The organism is Tsukamurella strandjordii (genome assembly GCF_039525985.1).
Classification (GTDB): Bacteria; Actinomycetota; Actinomycetes; order Mycobacteriales; family Mycobacteriaceae; genus Tsukamurella; species Tsukamurella strandjordii.
Genome location: NZ_BAAAII010000008.1, coordinates 222,369 through 240,440 on the forward strand (window position 1 = coordinate 222,369; position 18,072 = coordinate 240,440).

Annotated in this window: 15 protein-coding genes; 6 read left to right on the top strand and 9 right to left on the bottom strand. The window is 67.8% G+C overall.

Features of this window, described 5'->3' with window-relative positions:
- Nucleotides 1-19: 19 nt before the first annotated feature.
- The 8 genes from gyrA to dnaN form a co-directional block, all read right to left on the bottom strand.
- A complete protein-coding gene (gene gyrA / locus ABD108_RS15700; protein WP_220657178.1) occupies nucleotides 20-2,536 on the bottom strand; it encodes a DNA gyrase subunit A in 2,517 nt (838 codons plus the stop codon).
- A gap of 69 nt (nucleotides 2,537-2,605) precedes the next feature.
- Nucleotides 2,606-4,672: a DNA topoisomerase (ATP-hydrolyzing) subunit B gene (gene gyrB, locus ABD108_RS15705; RefSeq protein ID WP_220657179.1), complete on the bottom strand. Its 2,067-nt coding sequence runs from the start codon at nucleotides 4,670-4,672 to the stop codon at nucleotides 2,606-2,608.
- Between the two features lie 252 nt (nucleotides 4,673-4,924).
- On the bottom strand, nucleotides 4,925-5,467 hold the full coding sequence (locus tag ABD108_RS15710; protein WP_220657180.1) for a DUF721 family protein: 543 nt from the start codon (nucleotides 5,465-5,467) through the stop codon (nucleotides 4,925-4,927).
- Nucleotides 5,468-5,500: 33 nt separating this feature from the next.
- Nucleotides 5,501-7,138, bottom strand: coding sequence for an MFS transporter (locus ABD108_RS15715; protein ID WP_343930764.1), 1,638 nt, complete (start codon nucleotides 7,136-7,138; stop codon nucleotides 5,501-5,503).
- Between the two features lies 1 nt (nucleotide 7,139).
- On the bottom strand, nucleotides 7,140-8,438 hold the full coding sequence (locus tag ABD108_RS15720) for a glycosyltransferase (RefSeq protein WP_343930765.1): 1,299 nt from the start codon (nucleotides 8,436-8,438) through the stop codon (nucleotides 7,140-7,142).
- Between the two features lie 147 nt (nucleotides 8,439-8,585).
- Nucleotides 8,586-9,800, bottom strand: a complete 1,215-nt coding sequence (recF, locus tag ABD108_RS15725; RefSeq protein WP_220657183.1) for a DNA replication/repair protein RecF — start codon at nucleotides 9,798-9,800, stop codon at nucleotides 8,586-8,588.
- Between the two features lie 16 nt (nucleotides 9,801-9,816).
- Nucleotides 9,817-10,701 (bottom strand): phosphogluconate dehydrogenase (NAD(+)-dependent, decarboxylating), encoded by an 885-nt coding sequence (gnd, locus tag ABD108_RS15730; protein ID WP_220658516.1) that lies wholly within the window; start codon nucleotides 10,699-10,701, stop codon nucleotides 9,817-9,819.
- A gap of 40 nt (nucleotides 10,702-10,741) precedes the next feature.
- Nucleotides 10,742-11,905: a DNA polymerase III subunit beta gene (dnaN, locus tag ABD108_RS15735; protein WP_343930766.1), complete on the bottom strand. Its 1,164-nt coding sequence runs from the start codon at nucleotides 11,903-11,905 to the stop codon at nucleotides 10,742-10,744.
- A 432-nt stretch (nucleotides 11,906-12,337) separates the two neighbouring features.
- Here dnaN and ABD108_RS15740 point away from each other — a divergent pair, with 432 nt between their 5' ends.
- Nucleotides 12,338-13,177, top strand: coding sequence for a hypothetical protein (locus ABD108_RS15740; protein ID WP_343930767.1), 840 nt, complete (start codon nucleotides 12,338-12,340; stop codon nucleotides 13,175-13,177).
- A 3-nt stretch (nucleotides 13,178-13,180) separates the two neighbouring features.
- Here ABD108_RS15740 and dnaA read toward each other — a convergent pair whose 3' ends face one another.
- Entirely contained in the window at nucleotides 13,181-14,629 is a 1,449-nt protein-coding gene (gene dnaA / locus ABD108_RS15745) for a chromosomal replication initiator protein DnaA (RefSeq protein WP_220657186.1), read from the bottom strand.
- Between the two features lie 623 nt (nucleotides 14,630-15,252).
- Here dnaA and rpmH point away from each other — a divergent pair.
- From rpmH to ABD108_RS15770, 5 genes are all read left to right on the top strand, one after another.
- Entirely contained in the window at nucleotides 15,253-15,396 is a 144-nt protein-coding gene (gene rpmH / locus ABD108_RS15750) for a 50S ribosomal protein L34 (protein WP_220657187.1), read from the top strand.
- Between the two features lie 109 nt (nucleotides 15,397-15,505).
- Nucleotides 15,506-15,913, top strand: a complete 408-nt coding sequence (gene rnpA, locus ABD108_RS15755) for a ribonuclease P protein component (RefSeq protein WP_374758686.1) — start codon at nucleotides 15,506-15,508, stop codon at nucleotides 15,911-15,913.
- A gap of 14 nt (nucleotides 15,914-15,927) precedes the next feature.
- On the top strand, nucleotides 15,928-16,152 hold the full coding sequence (gene yidD / locus ABD108_RS15760) for a membrane protein insertion efficiency factor YidD (protein ID WP_220658517.1): 225 nt from the start codon (nucleotides 15,928-15,930) through the stop codon (nucleotides 16,150-16,152).
- A 141-nt stretch (nucleotides 16,153-16,293) separates the two neighbouring features.
- Complete coding sequence (gene yidC, locus ABD108_RS15765; protein ID WP_255585737.1) at nucleotides 16,294-17,406, top strand: membrane protein insertase YidC; 1,113 nt, start codon at nucleotides 16,294-16,296, stop codon at nucleotides 17,404-17,406.
- Nucleotides 17,407-17,447: 41 nt separating this feature from the next.
- Nucleotides 17,448-17,984, top strand: coding sequence for a Jag family protein (locus ABD108_RS15770; RefSeq protein WP_220657190.1), 537 nt, complete (start codon nucleotides 17,448-17,450; stop codon nucleotides 17,982-17,984).
- Nucleotides 17,985-18,072: the final 88 nt, after the last annotated feature.

Genomic DNA, 18,072 nt, shown 5'->3' on the forward strand with positions numbered 1-18,072 from the left:
TCCTCTTGAGTCACGGCGACTATTCCTCGGTGGTCGCCTGCTCGGTCTCGTCGCTCGTCTCGTCGGTCTCGTCGGCGTTTCGGGCGATCGCCAGAAGCGTAGTGCCTTCGCCGAGGTTCATCAGCCGGACACCCTTGGTCTGGCGACCCGCCTTGCGGACCTGCCGCGCGGCGGTGCGGATCACTCCGCCGCCCGAGGTGATCGCATAGAGCTCGGTCTCATCGTCGACGATGAGCGCTCCCACGAGTTCACCGCGCTTGGGGTCGAACTGAATCGTCAGCACGCCCTTGCCGCCACGCCCCTGCACAGGGTAGTCGTCCATCGGCGTGCGCTTGGCGTAACCGCCCGATGTGGCCACCAGCAGGTACGTGTCCTCCTGGACCACGTTGAGCGCCAACAGCTGATCGTCGCCGTTGAAGCGCATACCCTGCACACCCGAGGTTGCACGGCCCATGGGACGCAGGGCCTCGTCGGTGGCGGCGAACCGGATCGACTGCGCGTTCTTGCTCACCAGCAGCAGATCGTCGTCGGAGGAGGCGAGCACCGCGCCCACCAGCTCGTCCTCGTCGCGCAGGTTGATGGCCACGATGCCACCGCTGCGGTTGGAGTCGAAGTCCTCCAGCTTGGACTTCTTCACCAGACCGTTCTTGGTGGCCAGGATCAGGTACGGCGCGTCCTCGTAACCCTTGATCTGGATGACCTGGGCGATCCGCTCCTCCGGCTGGAAGGCCAGGAGGTTCGCCACGTGCTGGCCGCGGGCGGTGCGGCTCTGCTCGGGCAGCTCGTAGGCCTTGGCCCGGTACACGCGACCCTTGGTGGTGAAGAACAGGATCCAGTCGTGGGTCGAGCACACGAAGAAGTGCGCCACGATGTCGTCCTGCTTGAGATCGGCTCCCTTGACGCCCTTGCCGCCGCGCTTCTGGCTGCGGTACAGGTCGGTCTTGGTGCGCTTGGCGTAACCGGTCTCGGTGATGGTGACCACCACGTCCTCGCGGGCGATCAGGTCCTCGTCGGTCACGTCGCCGTCGGCCGCGATGATCTTGGTGCGGCGGTCGTCGCCGAACTTCTCCACGATCTCGGCCAGCTCGTCGCGGACGATGGCACGCTGGCGCTCCGGCTTGTCGAGAATGTCCTTGAGGTCGGCGATCTCGAGCTCGATCTCGGCCAACTGGTCGATGATCTTCTGCCGCTCCAGGGCCGCGAGGCGGCGCAGCTGCATATCGAGGATGGCGTTCGCCTGCAGCTCGTCGACGTCGAGCAGCTCGATCAGGCCGGCGCGGGCGATCTCGGTGGTCTCCGACCGCCGGATGAGGGCGATCACCTCGTCCAGGGCGTCGAGCGCCTTGACCAGGCCGCGCAGGATGTGGGCCCGCTCCTCGGCCTTGCGCAGCCGGAATCGGGTGCGCCGCACGATGACGTCCAACTGGTGCGTCACGTAGTAGCGGATCATCTGGTCCAGCCGCAGCGTGCGGGGCACACCGTCGACGATGGACAGCATGTTGGCGCCGAAGCTGGTCTGCAGCTGACTGTGCTTGTACAGGTTGTTGAGGACCACCTTGGCGACGGCATCGCGCTTGAGCCGCACCACGATCCGCATGCCCACACGATCGGAGGACTGGTCCTCGATCTTGCTGATGCCGGCGATCTTGCCGTCGCGCACCTGCTCGGCGATCGAGAGCACCAGGTTGTCTGGGTTCACCTGGTAGGGCAGCTCGGTGATGACGAGTTCCGTTGCGCCCTTGGAGTCCTCCTCCACCTCCACCACGCCGCGCATGCGGATCGAGCCGCGGCCGGTGGAGTAGGCGTCCTTGATGCCCTGGCTGCCCACGATCAGGCCGTGGGTCGGGAAGTCCGGGCCCTTCACGCGCTCCATGCACGCCTCGAGCGTGGCCTCGGAATCGGCCTCGAAGTTGTCCAGGCACCAGAAGATGGCGTCGGCCAGCTCACGCAGGTTGTGCGGCGGGATGTTGGTGGCCATGCCGACCGCGATGCCGCCCGCGCCGTTCATCAGCAGGTTCGGCACGCGCGCGGGGAGCACGGTGGGCTCCATCGTCTTGCCGTCGTAGTTCGGGACGAAATCGACTGTCTCCTCGTCGATGTCGCGCAGCATCTCCATCGCGAGCGGCGTGAGCCGGGCCTCGGTGTAACGCATGGCGGCCGCGGGATCGTTACCGGGCGAGCCGAAGTTGCCCTGGCCGTCGATCAGCGGGTAGCGCAGCGACCAGGGCTGGGCCAGACGCACCAGGGCGTCGTAGATCGCGGAGTCGCCGTGCGGGTGGTAGTTACCCATGGTCTCGGCGACCGGCTTCGCGGACTTGACGTAGCTGCGGTCAGGCCGGTAGCCGGCGTCGTACGAGGCGTACAGGATTCGGCGCTGCACGGGCTTCATGCCGTCGCGCACCTCGGGCAGGGCACGGCCCACGATCACGCTCATGGCGTAGTCGATGTAGCTGCGCTGCATCTCCTGCTGGATGTCGACCGGTTCGATCCGGTCGTGGCCGCCGCCGGTTTCCGGGGGCAGGGTGGTGTCAGTCATGGAAATCCTTCAGGTTCAGGCGGTTCGACGGTGCGGTTCGCGCGGCCCGGTGGCCCGGGCCGCCGCGGATCACACGTCGAGGAACCGCACGTCCTTGGCGTTGCGGGCGATGAACGAGCGTCGTGCCACCACGTCCTCACCCATGAGGATCGAGAACAGCTCGTCGGCCGCGGCGGCGTCGTCGAGGGTCACCTGCTTGAGCACGCGCACCGTCGGGTCCATGGTGGTCTCCCACAGCTCCTTGGCGTTCATCTCGCCGAGGCCCTTGTAGCGCTGGATGCCGTCGTCCTTGTTGATCTTCTTGCCGGCGGCGAGACCGTCGGCCAGGAGCACGTCGCGCTCGAGGTCGCTGTAGGCGAACTCCGGCTCGGCGCCCTTCTGCCACTTGAGCTTGTACAGCGGCGGCTGCGCGAGGTACACGTGGCCGTGCTCCACCAGGGGCCGCATGAAGCGGAACAGCAGGGTGAGCAGCAGGGTCGAGATGTGCTGGCCGTCCACGTCGGCGTCGGCCATCAGCACGATCTTGTTGTAGCGCAGCTTGGCGAGATCGAACTCGTCGTGGATGCCGGTACCGAAGGCGGTGATGATCGACTGGACCTCGGTGTTCTTGAGCACCTTGTCGATCCGGGCCTTCTCGACGTTGATGATCTTGCCGCGGATGGGCAGGATCGCCTGGTACATCGAGTCGCGACCGCTCTTGGCGGAGCCGCCGGCGGAATCGCCCTCGACGATGTAGACCTCGCACTTCTCGGGGTCGTTGCTGCGGCAGTCGGCGAGCTTGCCGGGCAGGCCGCCGATGTCGGTGGCGCTCTTGCGGCGCACCAGCTCACGCGCCTTGCGGGCGGCCAGACGGGCCTGCGCCGAGGCGGAGGCCTTCTGCACGATGGTCTTCGCATCGGCCGGGTTCGACTCGAACCAGTGGGAGATCTGCTCGCGGCAGACCTTCTGCACGAAGCCCTTGACCTCGGTGTTGCCCAGCTTGGTCTTGGTCTGGCCCTCGAACTGGGGCTCGGAGACCTTCACCGAGATCACGGCGGCGAGACCCTCACGGATGTCGTCACCGGTGAGCTCGCCGTCCTTCTCCTTGACCAGCTTCTTGTCCTTGGCGTAGGCCTTCACCACCGAGGTGAGCGCCGCGCGGAAGCCCTCCTCGTGGGTGCCGCCCTCGTGCGTGTTGATCGTGTTCGCGAAGGTGTGCACCGACTCCGAGTAGCCGGAGTTCCACTGCATCGCGATCTCGACCTCGTGGCCCTTCTCCTGGCCCTCGAAGGAGATGATCGAGCCGTGGATCGGCGTCTTCGACGTGCGCGCGTTGATGTGCTTGACGTAGTCCACCAGGCCGTCGGGGTAGTGGAAGATCCGCTCGCGCTTCTTCGGCGCAACCTCTTCCAACGCGGCCTGCACGTCCTCCTCGTGCGCGGAGGGCGCCTCTTCGGTGAGGTCCTCGTCGGGCACCTCGACCGCCACCGGGCGCTCGTCGGTGAGCGTGATGGTCAGGCCCTTGTTGAGGAAGGCCATCTCCTGCAGGCGACGCGCGACCGTCTCGAAGTCGTAGAAGGTGGTGTCGGTGAAGACCTTGGGATCGGCCCAGAACCGCACGGTGGTGCCGGTGCGGTCGGTGGGCTCGCCCTTCCTCAGCTCGGAGGCGACGGAGGTGCGTTCCTTGTCGTTCCAGGCGAAGTCCTGCTGCCAGTGGTAGCCGTCGACGTCGATCTCGACCTCGACCTTGCTGGACAGCGCGTTCACCACGGAGATACCGACGCCGTGCAGGCCGCCCGACACCGCGTAGGAGTCGGAGTCGAACTTGCCGCCGGCATGCAGCGAGGTGAGCACCAGCTGCACCGTCGGCATGCCCTTGGCGTGCATCGCCACCGGGATACCGCGGCCGTCGTCGATCACCTCGACGCCGCCGTCGGCCATAAGTCGCACGTCCACGCGCGTGGCGTAGCCGGCCATGGCCTCGTCGACGGAGTTGTCGACGACCTCTTGGATCATGTGGTGCAGACCGCGTGGGCCGGTGCTGCCGATGTACATGCCGGGGCGCTTGCGCACCGCCTCGAGGCCCTCGAGCTGCTTGATGGAATCTGCGCCGTAGTTGCCCGAACCGGACTTTCCAGCGTTGTTGTCAGCCGCCACGATGTGTTGGCGCTCCTTCGTCGATACCACCGCGCGGCGCCGCCGGGGGGTACCCGACGGTCCTGTCGATGGTGAACGGACAGCGGGCCACCGAGGCGATCCGCTCTTGCAGTTCCAGTCTACTCTTCTTCAGGACGTTAAATGCGGTTGCCACGCCCTGAACGCGTCGCAGACGAATCCGACCTCGTTTCGGCGCGATCACTCCGAATCGGGTCTCGCTGGCCGCACGGCCCTGCTGGGCCGCAGATCGGTTTATCCGTAGGTATCGCGCGGACCGCGGCCCGATACGTGCAGCGGACCCTTGCGCCAGCTGGGTGCGGTGGGGCCGGTGATGTTGAGCGAGGTGACCACGCCCTGCCCGACGGCGGCGTTGATCTTCGCGAGCAGCTGGGGCTGCATGAGCCGCAGTTGCGTGGCCCAGGCGGTGGATTCGGCGCTCACGTAGAGCACCTTCTCGCGCAGGCTGACGGCCCGCGCGTGCGCCGCGACATCGGCACCGACCACGGTGTCCCAGCAGCCGAGAACCGTTCCCTCGCCGACCTTTCGGTCCCAGCCACGGGCCTTCGCGATGCCACCGATCAGGGCGCCGAACTTCTGCGGATCACGGCCGTCCGGCGCGGGGCCGGACCACTTCCGCGAGCCCTGCCGCAGCCGCCGCACTCCGCCCGTCATCGGTGCGGCATTGCCGCGGCCCACGGACTTGCCGGCCGCCTTCGCCGCGGCGCGGGCCTCCTCGAGGGCACGGCGCGCGATATCGGAGCCGTGCAACTGACCGTTGTCGTTCGGACCCGTCATGTGCGCTCCTCTCCTGGCCGCGATGCCCTCAGGCTACCCGCGCCCTCCGACAGGTTCCGTGTGTCCGCCGCCGGTGGGCTCGCCGGAGATCAGGTCCTGGACCCGCAGCTGCGGCCCGTCCCCCGTGCTCCGGTGCCTGCCCCCTGCGGTGCTAACCGTGCTCCGCATGAACACCGCCACCGTGATGCCCGCGAACAGGGCCACACCGGCGGCCACCAGGTTCGCCGATTGCATGGCGTGCACGAAGCCCTGCTGCACGGTGTGCCCCACCACGGCCTGCAGCTCGGGCGGTGCAGCTCCGATGGCACGCACGCCACCGATCACCGACGATTCCGCCTCGGCCCGGATACCCGGCGTCACGGGCAGGCGGGCGAGATCCTCGGCGACCCGAGCGGAGTACAGGTGCGCGACCACCGAACCGAGGATCGCGACGCCGAGCGCACCGCCCACCTCGCGCGTGGTGTCGTTGACCGCCGATCCGGCCCCAGCCTCACCCGACGGCACCGAGGTCATCACGGAGGTGGTGGCGGGGCCCTGCAACAGGCCCAGACCCACGGCGATCACCGACATCGCGGGCAGGATCTGCGTGAGGTAGTCGGCGGATTCGGTGAGCCGGGAGGTGACCACGAAACCGATGGCCATGATCCCCAGGCCGATCGAGATCGCGAACCGCATCCGGCGCTCGGTGTTGGCTTGGGCCGCAAGCGGCGTCACCGCCACCGCCACGAGCGCGAACGGGATCACGCGCACCGCGGTCTCCAGCGGCCCGTAACCCAGCACTGCCTGGAAGTACATGATCGTGATGAAGACGAAGCCCAACAGGCAGAAGAAGCCGGCGCAGATCGCGAAGGAGCCCATGGCGAACCCGCGGGAACGGAACAGGGTCACATCCAGGACCGGATTCGCATGGCGCCGCTCGTACGCCACGAAGGCCATCAGGAAGACCACCGCGGCCACCAGCGCACCGACCACGGGCGCGCTGCCCCAACCGAAGTTCGGCGCCTCGATCAGGCCCCACACCAGCAGCGTGATGCCCGAGATCGACAGCAGCACCCCGAACAGGTCGAAGGACGGGCGTTCGGAACCGTAGGACTCCGGGACCAGCGTGAGACAGCCGATGATCGCGACGATCGAGATGGGCACGTTGATCCAGAACACCGACGACCAGGCGAAGTGCTCCACCAGGTAGCCGCCGACCACGGGGCCGATGGCGATCGATGCGCCGGCCGCGGCCGACCACACGGCGATCGCCTTCGTGCGCTCCTGCTTCTCCGGGAACAGCTCGGAGATGATGGCCAGGGTCGCGGGGAAGATCAGTGCCGCGGCGGCGCCCAATGCCGCACGCGCGGTGATCAACTGGGCCAGCGAGGTGGACCTGGTCGCCAGGATGGAGATCACGATGAAGCACGCGAGTCCTGCGACGAGCACCTTGCGCCGGCCGATCCTGTCTCCGAAGTAGCCCGTGGCCAGCAGCAGGCCCGCGAAGACCAGCGTGTAGGAGTCCACGATCCACTGCAGCGCGCTCATCCCGCCGCCGAACTCCTCGCTCAGCGTGGGCAGCGCGATGGTGACGATGCTGTTGTCCATGCCCGTCATGAGGACGGCGATGCACACGGTACCGAGCGATATCCACCGCTTCGACGCGCTCAGGGCGCCAGGGGAAGCCGGCATATCAGTGACCGGACCCCTCACCCTCGGTGGACGCGACCTCGGCCATGAAGGCGTCGAAGGCCGCGATGAACTGGTCCCGGCCGTGCAGATCGTTCGCGGCGGCCGCACCGGTGCGGCGTGCACCGACGACCACCGCCTCGTCGCGCACCAGGGCCAGCACCTCGGCCGCGATGGTGTCGGCGGTCATCCGGCGGCGGGGCAGCACGGCGCCGGCCCGGGCGGCCTCGATCCGCCGGCCCCAGAAGTGCTGGTCGAAGGCCTGGCTGCACACCAGCGACGGGCTGCCCGAGGCCGCCGCGATGGCGGTGGTGCCGGCGCCGCCGTGGTGCACCAGGACCGCGCATCGCGGGAACACCGCATCGTGATCGACATCGGGGACCACCAGCAGGTCCGGCGTGTTGACCACCTCGTCGCCGGTGCGGGCCGACCATCCGGGCACGGCGATCACCCGCATGCCGTTGCGCGCCAGGGTGGCGGACAGCCCGCCGACCACACCGTCGAAATCCACGACCGGCATGCTGCCGAAGCCCACGTACACGATGGGCCGGTCGTCCTGCGCGATCCAGGCCTCGATCGCGGCATCGCGATCGGCCCGGTCGGCGGGGCGGCCGCCGATCCGGATGAAACCGATCCGCGGCTGCCGCTCGTCGTGGCGGGTGCGCGGGGGCACCAGCGCCGTCCCGAAGGCCTCGATCCGCAGGATGTCGCGGCCGGCCAGCACCGACCGGGGATTGACGATCCGGTGGGGATAGCCCACGCGCTTGGCCAGGTGCAGGGTCTTCTTGAAGATGCTCAGCGCCCAGCCCACGTTGAACACCCGGTAGGTGAGGGGCAGTACGGCCGGGATCTTCGCCGCCGCGTCCTGCAACCGGGGGCCCAGCAGTGGATTCGGCACCGGGCTGTGCGGATCGCCGGGGAAGTACTCCAGCATCACCAGCGGCGTGTGGCGACGATGGGTCACCAGGGCCGCACGTTCCTCGATGATCCGGGTGCTAATCACGCAGTCGGCGCCCTCGCACAGTGCCTCGAGGTGCTCGTCGAACTCATCGGCGTGTGAATCCGCGAGCTTGCCCACGGCCCGCAGCTGCGTGGTGGTGCCGGTGCCGAAGAACTTCTCCTGGCCGAGCGGCGACTGCAGGAATTCCTTCAGATTCAGCGTGGTGAGAACGCGCGGTTCGAAGCCGTGCGACCGCACGAAGTCCCGCGATTCCACCGTGCACCCGATCTCGACGGTGTCCCCCCGGTCGGCGAACACCCCCGCTACGGCGAGGAGCGGGCTGATGTCTCCGCGGGAGCCCATGCACGCGATCGCTATCCGCACGGTGCCTGCCTTCCATTGTTGTACAGCGAAAGAAAGATCGGAGGTTTGTCGCAGTTTGCGATATTGTCGCGGTCTGCGATCGAATCAGGACAATACGGGACCACTAATCTTCGCGCACGCCTGCACTCACTCCGCCGAAGCCGGGCTCGATTCATCTGATGAATCGTCGACGGCCTCAGCCAGCCGGGAGATCCTCGCGTCCGCGGGTCCCTCGACGGTCACCTCGAAAGTGCGCGCCCGCAACGAGGGCGGCAGGTCTTCGGGCACCGCGGCGGTCACGATCACCTGCTCGGTCGCCAGCGCGACCTCGGCCAGCGCGGTGCGCCGCTTGGTATCGAGCTCGGCGAAGACATCGTCGAGCAGCAGTACCGGCTCGCTCCCGCCGGACCGCAGCAGTTCCAGCGAGGCCAGGCGCAATGCCAGTGCGTACGACCAGGATTCGCCGTGGGAGGCGAAGCCCTTCGCGGGTTCGTTGCCGAGCCGCAGGTCCACATCGTCGCGGTGCGGCCCCACCAGGCACACGCCGCGTTCGATCTCCCGGGACCGTGCGCGCTGCAGGCCCGCCAGCAGGGCCTGTTCGAGTTCCGCGACGGTGGCCTCGGCGGGCTCGCCCTCGAAGTCCTCGTCGAACAGGCCGCTCGTATAGGCCATGGTGGCGGCGCGCGAATGCGGCGCAAGGGCCCCGTAGGCCAGCGTGAGATGCGGTTGCAGCGCGGCCACCACCTCGAGCCTGGCCGCGAGCAGTTCGGCGCCGAACCGGGCGAGCTGCGCGTCCCAGACGTCGAGCGTGGACAGCATCGATTCGGCGTCGGGTCCCCCGCGCCGGGCGGCGGCGTAGGCCGTCTTGAGCAGGGCCGTGCGCTGTTTGAGCACGCGCTCGTAATCGGCCTTCTCGGCGGCGATCCGGGGCGTGCGCAGAATCGCGAGATCGTCCACGAAGCGCCGGCGGCCGCCGGGCTCGCCCCGCACCAACGCCAGATCCTCGGGGGCGAACAGCACCGACTGCAGGATTCCCAGCAGGTCGCGGGGCCGCCGACTGGGCGCGGTGTTGATCCGGGCCTTGTTCGCGCGGCCCGCCACGATGTCGATCTCCGCGGTCAGCTCGCGGCCCTCGTTGTGCACCGTGGCCAGAACCGAGGCGGATTCGGCGCCCACCCGGATCAGCGGCTGATCGGTGGACACACGATGCGAGCCGAGCGTGGCCAGGTAGTTCAGCGCCTCGACGAGGTTCGTCTTCCCGAATCCGTTGCGCCCCACGAAGACATTGATGCCCCGATCCAGTTCGATGTCCACATCGTCCCAGGACCGGAAGTCGCGCAGGCGCAATCGGCGAACGTACAAGGGAAGCGGCGAGAACCTAGTCGGCGCGGCGCACGGCGTGACCGCCGAACTGATTACGCAGGGCCGAGACCGCCTTCATGGTGTCCGAATCATCCTGCCGGGACTGGAATCGCGCGAACAGCGCGGCCGCGATCACGGGCGCCGGCACCGAATGCCGGATGGCCTCCTCGACGGTCCAGCGGCCCTCGCCGGAATCCTCGGTGTAGCCGGTGATCTCCTGCAGGCCGGGATCCTCTTCGAGGGCCTTGACCAGCAGATCCAGCAGCCACGACCGCACCACGGTGCCCTTGCTCCAGGCGCGCAGCGTGCCGGCCACGTTCTCGATCAGCGGCTCGGCCTCGAGCAGGTCGTAGCCCTCGCCGTAGGCCTGCATCAGGCCGTACTCGATGCCGTTGTGGATCATCTTGGCGTAGTGACCGGCGCCGACGGGGCCGCTGTGCGCGAAGCCGTCCGCCCGATCGCCCTCGGGGCGCAGGGCGTCGAAGATCGGCATCGCGCGCTCCACATCGGCGTCCGAGCCGCCGACCATGAGCCCGTAGCCGTTCTCCAGGCCCCAGACACCGCCGGAGACACCGCAATCGAGGTAGCCGATGCCCTTGGCGGCCAGCAGCTCGGCGTTCGGCTGATCGTCGGTGTACTTGGAGTTGCCGCCGTCGATCACCAGATCGCCCTCGCCGAGCAGGTCCGCCAGCTTGCGCACCGTCTCCCGGGTGGGCTCGCCGGCCGGCACCATCACCCAGACCACGCGCGGCGCCTCGAGCGCGTCGACCAGGGCCTCCAGGGTGGGGACGTCCGTCACCTCGGGCCGCGGGTCGTACCCGACGACCTCGTGCCCACCGGCACGCACGCGCTGGCGCATGTTCGCGCCCATCTTGCCCAGACCGATGAGACCCAACTGCATGCTGGTCATGCCTTCCGTGTGATGGAGTTCGACGGTTCGATCAGCCGGGCAGACGCACGGGCATCAGCAGGTACGTGTACGCGCTCTGCGGCGCGGGGAACGCCCCCGAGTCGTCCGGCTGGAAAGCATTCTCCACCGTGGGGCGCAGCACCGCAGGCCGAGAGGGCGTGGTGAACCCGAAGGTCACCGACTCGGTGTGGATCGCGGCCAGGCCGTCCTGCAGATAGCCCGGGTTGAAGGCGATGGTGAGCGGCTCGCCCTGGAAATCGGCGGGCAGCTCCTCCTCGGCCTTGCCGGCGTCGTCGCCACCGGCCGAGAGCCGCAGCGAACCGTCGCCGAACTCCATCCGCACCTGCGCGCCGCGGTCCGCCACCAGGGCCACACGCTTGATGGCCTCGAGCAGCGGTGCGATCTCCATCGTGGCGATCGCGGTGTGCGCGGCGGGGAGCAGCTGGCGGAACTTCGGGAAATCGGCGTCCAGCAGGCGGGTGGTGGTGCGGCGGTCCGGGCCGACCACACCGAGCAGACCGTCGGCGCCCACGGCGGAACCGGCGCCCAGCGCGATACCCACCTCGGAATCACCGGCGAAGGTCTTCGCGGCCTCGGACAGGGTCTTCGCGGGCACCAGGACGGCGGCCTTCACGTCGCCGGACTGCGGCTGCCAGTCGAATTCGCGCACGGCCAACCGGAACCGGTCGGTCGCGGCCAGAACCACCTTCTCGCCCTCGATCTCCACCCGGATACCGGTGAGCATGGGCAGCGTGTCGTCTTTGCCGGCGGCGATGGCGACCTGCGAGATGGCCTCGGCGAAGGTCGACCGCTCGATGGCGCCGGTCTGCTGCGGCAGCTCGGGAAGCTGCGGGTAGTCCTCGACGGGCATCGTGGGCAGCGAGAACTTCGCACTGCCGCAGCTGATGGCCACGCGGGTGATATCGAGTTCCACGTCGACCGGCTTGTTGGGCAGAGCCTTGGTGATGTCGGCGAGCAGCCGGCCGGACACCAGCACCTGGCCCTCGTCGGCGACCTCGGCGCCCACGCGCACCTGCGCCGAGACCTCGTAGTCGAATCCGGAGACGGTGAGCCCGTCGTCGCCCGCGGTCAGCAGGACGCCGCCGAGCACCGGTACCGGGGGACGCGACGGCAGGCTGCGGGCCACCCACGCGACGGATTCGGCGAACTCCTCGTGCGGGACGCGAAACTTCATGCCGACGGAGCCTTTCGGTAGGGACATGCGGGCAGGGCGTGGCGGCTTCTGCCGTCAGGGCTTCGATGCTATAGGAGGCGGGACCAGCGGGTGTACGCCCGCCTGAACTACAGCTCCGGCGCGGGCCGATGCGGCCCGCTTCCCCACACCCTCTTTTCAAAAGAAGTATTGAAAGAAGAAATAGCCTGTAGTCATAAGGCCTGTGGATGATGTGGAGGAAGGCCGTCCGCGCAGCATCACAGGCGTGTCGGTGTGTTGACGACGCGCCGTAGGCAATGTGGAAGTACATCCGTGTAATTGGTGAGGAACCGAACCTGTGGACGGTTGTGGAGGAATCATCCCCAGGTTGTTCCTGCATTTTCGGTGATTCATCCACAGGCGACGCGGTCGATGCACAGGTGCCCGCTCCGCGCCGTGGCGTACTTTGTGACCATGGGATACCCCGATCCGCAGCAGAATCCCGGGCAGCATCCGGGCGGCCAGAACTATCCGGCGCAACCCGGTGGTCCGGTGCCGCCGCAGCAGCCCGGCGGCCCCTATCCCCCGGCACAGCCGGGCGGTCCGTACCCGCCGGCGCAGCCGGGCGGGTACCAGCCCACGCGGGAAATGGGCCGCGAGGAGACCGGCGGCCAGCCCGGCGGCTACGAGCTCGGCTACGCACCGGGCGCGTACGGCCCCTACGACGGCCAGCAGCCCCCGCAGGGCCCGCCCCCCGGTGATCCGTACGGTCCGGGTGGGCCCGGTGGTGGGGACGGCGGTGACGGCAACAAGAACAAGAAGGTGCTGTGGATCGCCGTGGCCACGGTGATCTTCGTGCTGGTGCTGGCGGGCGTCGTGGTGGGTGTCGCCACGAGCGGTTCGAAGGAGACGGCGGCGACCACGACGGCGACGCCGACCACGACGGCTACCCGCACCACGACCAAGGCGCCGGCCACCGGCGGCACTGCGTCACCGTCGTTCTCGCTGCCCAACATCTTCGGCGGCGGGTCCACCACCGGACCGAACGCGCGGCAGTGGCAGGTGGAAGTGTCCGGCACCGGCTCCGCGCAGCTGGTGACGATCGGCATTCCGGACACGAGTCTGTTCGGCTCGCAACCGCTTCCGTGGTCGAAGACCTTCTCCTCGGACGCGGCGCTGGTGAACATCACCGTGATCGGTTACACCGGCGATGTCACGTGCAAGATCACCCGGAACGGCACGGTCGTCTCGGAACAGAAGTCGAGCGCCGAGGGCACCGGCGGCGGACCGCTCATCTGCAGCAGCGGGCGCTGACCGCTACTGGCTGCGCCGCTTGATCCGGGTGGTCAGTTCCTGCACCTGGTCGTAGACGCGGCGCCGCTCCGGCATCTCCTTGCGGATCTTGCGTTCCGCGTACATCACCGTGGTGTGGTCGCGGTCGAAGATCTGGCCGATCTTCGGCAGCGACAGCTCGGTGAGCTCGCGGCACAGGTACATCGCGATCTGCCGCGCGTGGGTCACGGCGCGGGCGCGCTCGGTGCCCTTGAGATCGGCCACGGTGATCTCGAAGTACTCCGCCACCACCGAAAGGATGGTGCTGGAACTGATCTCGATCGTCGTGGTGTCCGGCACCAGATCGCGCAGCACCATCTCGGCGAGCTCGTAGGTCACGTCTGTCTGCGTGAGTGAGGCGAAGGCCGTCACGCGGATCAAGGCGCCCTCGAGCTCGCGGATGTTGCGGTCGATGCGGGTGGCGATGAGTTCGAGCACATCGTGCGGAACGTGGATCCGCTCCATCTGCGCCTTCTTGAGCAGGATCGCCATGCGGATCTCGAGCTCGGGCGGCTGCACATCGGTGATCAGGCCCCACTCGAACCGAGTGCGCAGCCGATCCTCCAGCGTTGCAAGCTGTTTCGGCGGCCGGTCCGAGGAGACCACGATCTGCTTGTTCGCATTGTGCAGCGTGTTGAAGGTGTGGAAGAACTCCTCCTGGATACCCAGTTTCCCTTCCAGGAACTGGATGTCGTCCACCAGCAGGATGTCCACATCGCGGTAGCGCTGCTTGAACTGCACCTGGCGGTCGTCCTTGAGCGAGTTGATGAAGTCGTTCGTGAACTCCTCGGTGGAGACGTACTTCACCCGCATGCCCGGGAACAGGCGCTGCGCGTAGTGCCCCGCCGCGTGCAGCAGGTGGGTCTTCCCGAGTCCGGACTCGCCCCAGATGAACAGCGGGTTGTAGGCGCGGGCCGGCGCCTCGGCCACGGCGAAGGCCGCCGCGTGCGCGAACCGGTTGGAGGCGCCGATCACGAAGGTCTCGAAGGTGTACTTCTGGTTCAAGCTCGAACCGGAGCTACCGCTCGACTTCGACGACGGACCCGTCATCGGCGGCGGCAGGGTGACCGACGGTGCCTCCAGGGTGGCCGTCGGCGTGGGCACGGGGAGGTCGGCGGTGCTGGGCCCGGCCGGCGGTTCGGCCTCGACGGTGACCGGCGGCGTCGCGTCCGGGGAGATGCGCACGCCGAGCTCCACGTCTTGGCCGAGCCGCATGGACAGCGCATCGATGATCGGGTCCCGCAGACTGCGGTCGATCACGTCCTTCATGAGCTGCGACGGGACGGCGACGAGCGCGAAGCCCTCGGTCAGGGTCAGCGGTTGGACCAGGCGCAGCCAGGCCTTCTCCTGCATGGTGAGGGTGCGATCGGTGCTCTCCCCACAGAGATCGTCGACGACGGCCGTCCACGTCTCGATGAGTGGATCAACGGTCATCAGGTCCTCCGCGCCGGGCCCGGAGCTGTTGGGCTGCCGGCTTCTCGTCCACATGTTCGTTATCGGGTTGTGCATGAATCCACCCCACCCGACCTGCGAAAGCACTCTACTCCACAGATCTATCCACAGGTGTGGCAGAACCGGGTATAAGGATGCTGCGGCCGTTGTCTCGGCCGATCGTCGATCTCGCTGCGCTGGTGCAGGCGGTCCGGGGTCGGGCCCCGGCTACGGAGCCGCCCGAAGGCCGGTACACGCCAGGTCCCTGCGGGCCCGGTGCTGCCGTGCCTCGATGCCACGGACGGCCGTGGTCGTGCTCAGCGATCGCATTCGGCAAAGTTAACAGAGCGGAGCGGACTCCTCAACACGAAGCACATTCTCGCAGGACAGTGTGGGACGCGACCGGGAATCGGCGTGTCGGGCGACCCTCATCGTGACCTGCGTCACGGGACCGGCGGTGTCGCGGTTTGACCTTGTCAGGCGGGATAAGTAGTCTTGGACGGTCTGTGCGCACACCGATCCGTCGGGCGAGTTCGACCTCAAGTTGAACTTCATGTGTCGCCGAGAGTTTCCATCCACCATCCGGTGGCGCACCAGCGCCGCCGTACCGAACAAGGAGTGTCACCGTGGCTAAGGGCAAGCGGACGTTCCAGCCGAACAACCGTCGCCGCGCGCGGGTTCACGGCTTCCGTCTTCGTATGCGCACCCGTGCCGGGCGCGCCATCGTCTCTTCGCGTCGTGCCAAGGGCCGCGCGAAGCTGACGGCCTGATTCATTGATCCACGGCGCCACCGCGGCCCCTGAGCGTTCAGGGCGCGGTGGCGTTCGTGCACAGGGGATACGAAGGCAGACCCACGCAGTGCTACCCGCCCGCCACCGGATGAGTTCGTCGCGCGATTTCGCCGCGGCGGTCAAAGGTGGCCGGAGGGTGGGCCGGCGCTCGATCGTCGTGCACGTGGTGAACCGTGGCCAACCGGCAATGGCTGATGAGATTGCAAGCCCGGCAGCTGCTTCCGAGCGGATGCCGGGCCTCGTCGTGTCCGGGAGCGGTGTGGATCCGGTGATCCCGGCGCCGCGGGTGGGACTGATCGTGTCCAAGTCGGTGGGCAATGCCGTCACCCGGCACGCCGTGGCCCGGCGACTGCGCGCGGCCGCCTCGTCGCTGGTCGGCGGACTCGACGACGGCTCGCTCGTGGTGATCCGCGCATTGCGCGCCGCTGCGGACGACGACTCCGATGAACTTGCGGCGCAACTGCGCTCGGGCCTCACCAAGCTGGGTGCCCTGTGAGCGCGGCCACCGCGATGCGGCAGCTGCCGCGGCGCGCACTGATCGGGATGGTGCAGTGGTACCGCACCTGGATCTCTCCGATGCGCCCTCCCACATGCCGTTTCATGCCCACCTGCAGTGAGTACGCGGTGGAGGCGCTCAGCCGGTACGGCGCCGTGCGGGGTGTGTACCTCAGTACCATTCGGCTGTTGAAATGCGGTCCCTGGCACCGCGGCGGATGGGACCCTGTTCCCGAGTAGCTCGTTCCCCCGGCGCCGATCGCCACCCGCGCGGCTATGCCCGCCGCGCCCGAAACCTCATGAAGTAGAACGACAAGGAGCACCACGGACGTGTTCAATCCCTTATCTCTGGACTACGTGTACTACCCGGTCTCGGGCATCATGTGGGTCTGGCACAAGCTGTTCTCGATGATTCCCGGCCTGGGTCCGGACAAGGGAGTGACCTGGGCTCTTTCGGTGATCTTCCTGGTGCTCACCCTGCGCGCCATCCTGTACAAGCCCTTCGTCCGCCAGATCAAGACCACGCGGCAGATGCAGGAGTTCCAGCCGCAGATGCAGGCGCTGCGGAAGAAGTACGGCAAGGACCGGCAGAAGCTGGCCCTGGAGATGCAGAAGCTGCAGAAGGAGCACGGTTTCAACCCGCTGCTCGGCTGTCTGCCTGCGCTGCTGCAGGTTCCGGTGTTCATCGGCCTGTTCCACGTGCTGCGCTCGTTCAACCGGATGCCCGGCGGAGCCACCCAGATGTTCGGCTCGCCCAACATGACGGCGTACGAGACGCGCCACACGCCGAACTACTTCTTCTCGGCCACCGACGTGCAGAGCTTCCTGGACGCCCGCCTCTTCGGCGTGCCGCTGTCCTCGTACGTGCAGGAGCCCTTCGAGCAGTTCCAGGCCTTCATGCCGGTGAACATCAACAACGACTTCATCCAGCCCGACTTCGACAAGTGGATGATCTTCTGGCTGGCCGTGCCGCTCATGATCGTCGCCGCCCTGGCCACGCACTTCAACGCCCGTGCCTCGATCGCGCGCCAGCCCGTCGCCTCGCTCGATAACCCGCAGACGGCCATCATGAACCGCCTGATGCTGTGGGTCTTCCCCATCGGCGTGCTGGTCGGTGGTTTCTTCCTGCCCGTCGCCATCCTGATCTACTGGGTCACCCAGAACATCTGGACCTATTGCCAGCAGCACATCGTCTTCGGCAAGTTGGACAAGGAAGACGAGGAGAAGAAGAAGCTGGCGCAGGAGAAGCGCGCCGAGAACGCCCCCAAACCCGGTGCGAAGCCGGTGGCGAAGAAGGGCGGCGCGCAGGCGGCCAAGGCGGTCGATACGACCGCTGGAGCCGAGACGGAGGACGCCGAGGAGGCGACCGACGCACCGTCGAAGCCCACCCCCGGCGCCAAGCCCGCGGCCGGTGCGAAGCCGAAGCAGCAGCATCCCTCCGGGAACGCTCGCCAGCGGCAGCGCAACCAGCAGCAGCGGAAGAAGCGGCGCTGAGCCGCCCCTATACCCCTACTGAAGAACCACAAGGAGTACGCATGTCTGACGACGTGACCGTCGAGGACGAGAAGACCACCGCCGTGGCGCCCGCGGATACCGCTGCCGAGGAGGACGACGAACTGGTCGAGGAGGGCGAGATCGCCGCCGACTACCTCGAGCAACTGCTCGACATCCTGGACTTCGACGGCGATATCGACCTCGATGTCGAAGGCGGCCGCGCGATCGTGGCCATCGACGGTGGCGAGGATCTGACGAAGCTCGTGGGCCAGCGCGGTGAGGTCCTGGACGCCCTGCAGGAGCTGACTCGCCTCGCGGTGCAGCAGTCCACCGGCGACCGCAGCCGGCTGATGCTGGACGTGGCCGGCTGGCGCGCCGGCCGCCGTGCGCGGCTGTCCACGCTGGGCGCCGAGATTGCGGCCCGCGTCGTGGAGAGCGGCGAGAAGGAGTCGCTCAAGCCGATGACGCCGTTCGAGCGCAAGATCGTGCACGACGCCGTGGCCAAGGTCGACGGTGTGCGCTCGGAGAGTGAGGGCGCGGAGCCGAACCGCCGCGTGGTGGTTCTGCCCAGCGCCTAGACTGGAGCAGAGGTGAACGATGGGTCCCGGGCCGTGCGCCTGGGGCCCATCGTCGTTTGCGGGCAGCGCGAGCTGTGAAATAACACGA

What these genes read in the sequence shown, in the direction of transcription:
- gyrA (WP_220657178.1), bottom strand. Translation starts at nt 2,536, where the DNA reads ATGACTGACACCACCCTGCCCCCGGAAACCGGCGGCGGCCACGACCGG.
- ABD108_RS15710 (WP_220657180.1), bottom strand. Translation starts at nt 5,467, where the DNA reads ATGACGGGTCCGAACGACAACGGTCAGTTGCACGGCTCCGATATCGCG.
- ABD108_RS15715 (WP_343930764.1), bottom strand. Translation starts at nt 7,138, where the DNA reads ATGCCGGCTTCCCCTGGCGCCCTGAGCGCGTCGAAGCGGTGGATATCG.
- ABD108_RS15720 (WP_343930765.1), bottom strand. Translation starts at nt 8,438, where the DNA reads ATGGGCTCCCGCGGAGACATCAGCCCGCTCCTCGCCGTAGCGGGGGTG.
- gnd (WP_220658516.1), bottom strand. Translation starts at nt 10,701, where the DNA reads ATGCAGTTGGGTCTCATCGGTCTGGGCAAGATGGGCGCGAACATGCGC.
- dnaN (WP_343930766.1), bottom strand. Translation starts at nt 11,905, where the DNA reads ATGAAGTTTCGCGTCCCGCACGAGGAGTTCGCCGAATCCGTCGCGTGG.
- ABD108_RS15740 (WP_343930767.1), top strand. Translation starts at nt 12,338, where the DNA reads ATGGGATACCCCGATCCGCAGCAGAATCCCGGGCAGCATCCGGGCGGC.
- dnaA (WP_220657186.1), bottom strand. Translation starts at nt 14,629, where the DNA reads ATGACCGTTGATCCACTCATCGAGACGTGGACGGCCGTCGTCGACGAT.
- rnpA (WP_374758686.1), top strand. Translation starts at nt 15,506, where the DNA reads ATGAGTTCGTCGCGCGATTTCGCCGCGGCGGTCAAAGGTGGCCGGAGG.
- yidD (WP_220658517.1), top strand. Translation starts at nt 15,928, where the DNA reads ATGCGGCAGCTGCCGCGGCGCGCACTGATCGGGATGGTGCAGTGGTAC.
- yidC (WP_255585737.1), top strand. Translation starts at nt 16,294, where the DNA reads ATGTGGGTCTGGCACAAGCTGTTCTCGATGATTCCCGGCCTGGGTCCG.
- ABD108_RS15770 (WP_220657190.1), top strand. Translation starts at nt 17,448, where the DNA reads ATGTCTGACGACGTGACCGTCGAGGACGAGAAGACCACCGCCGTGGCG.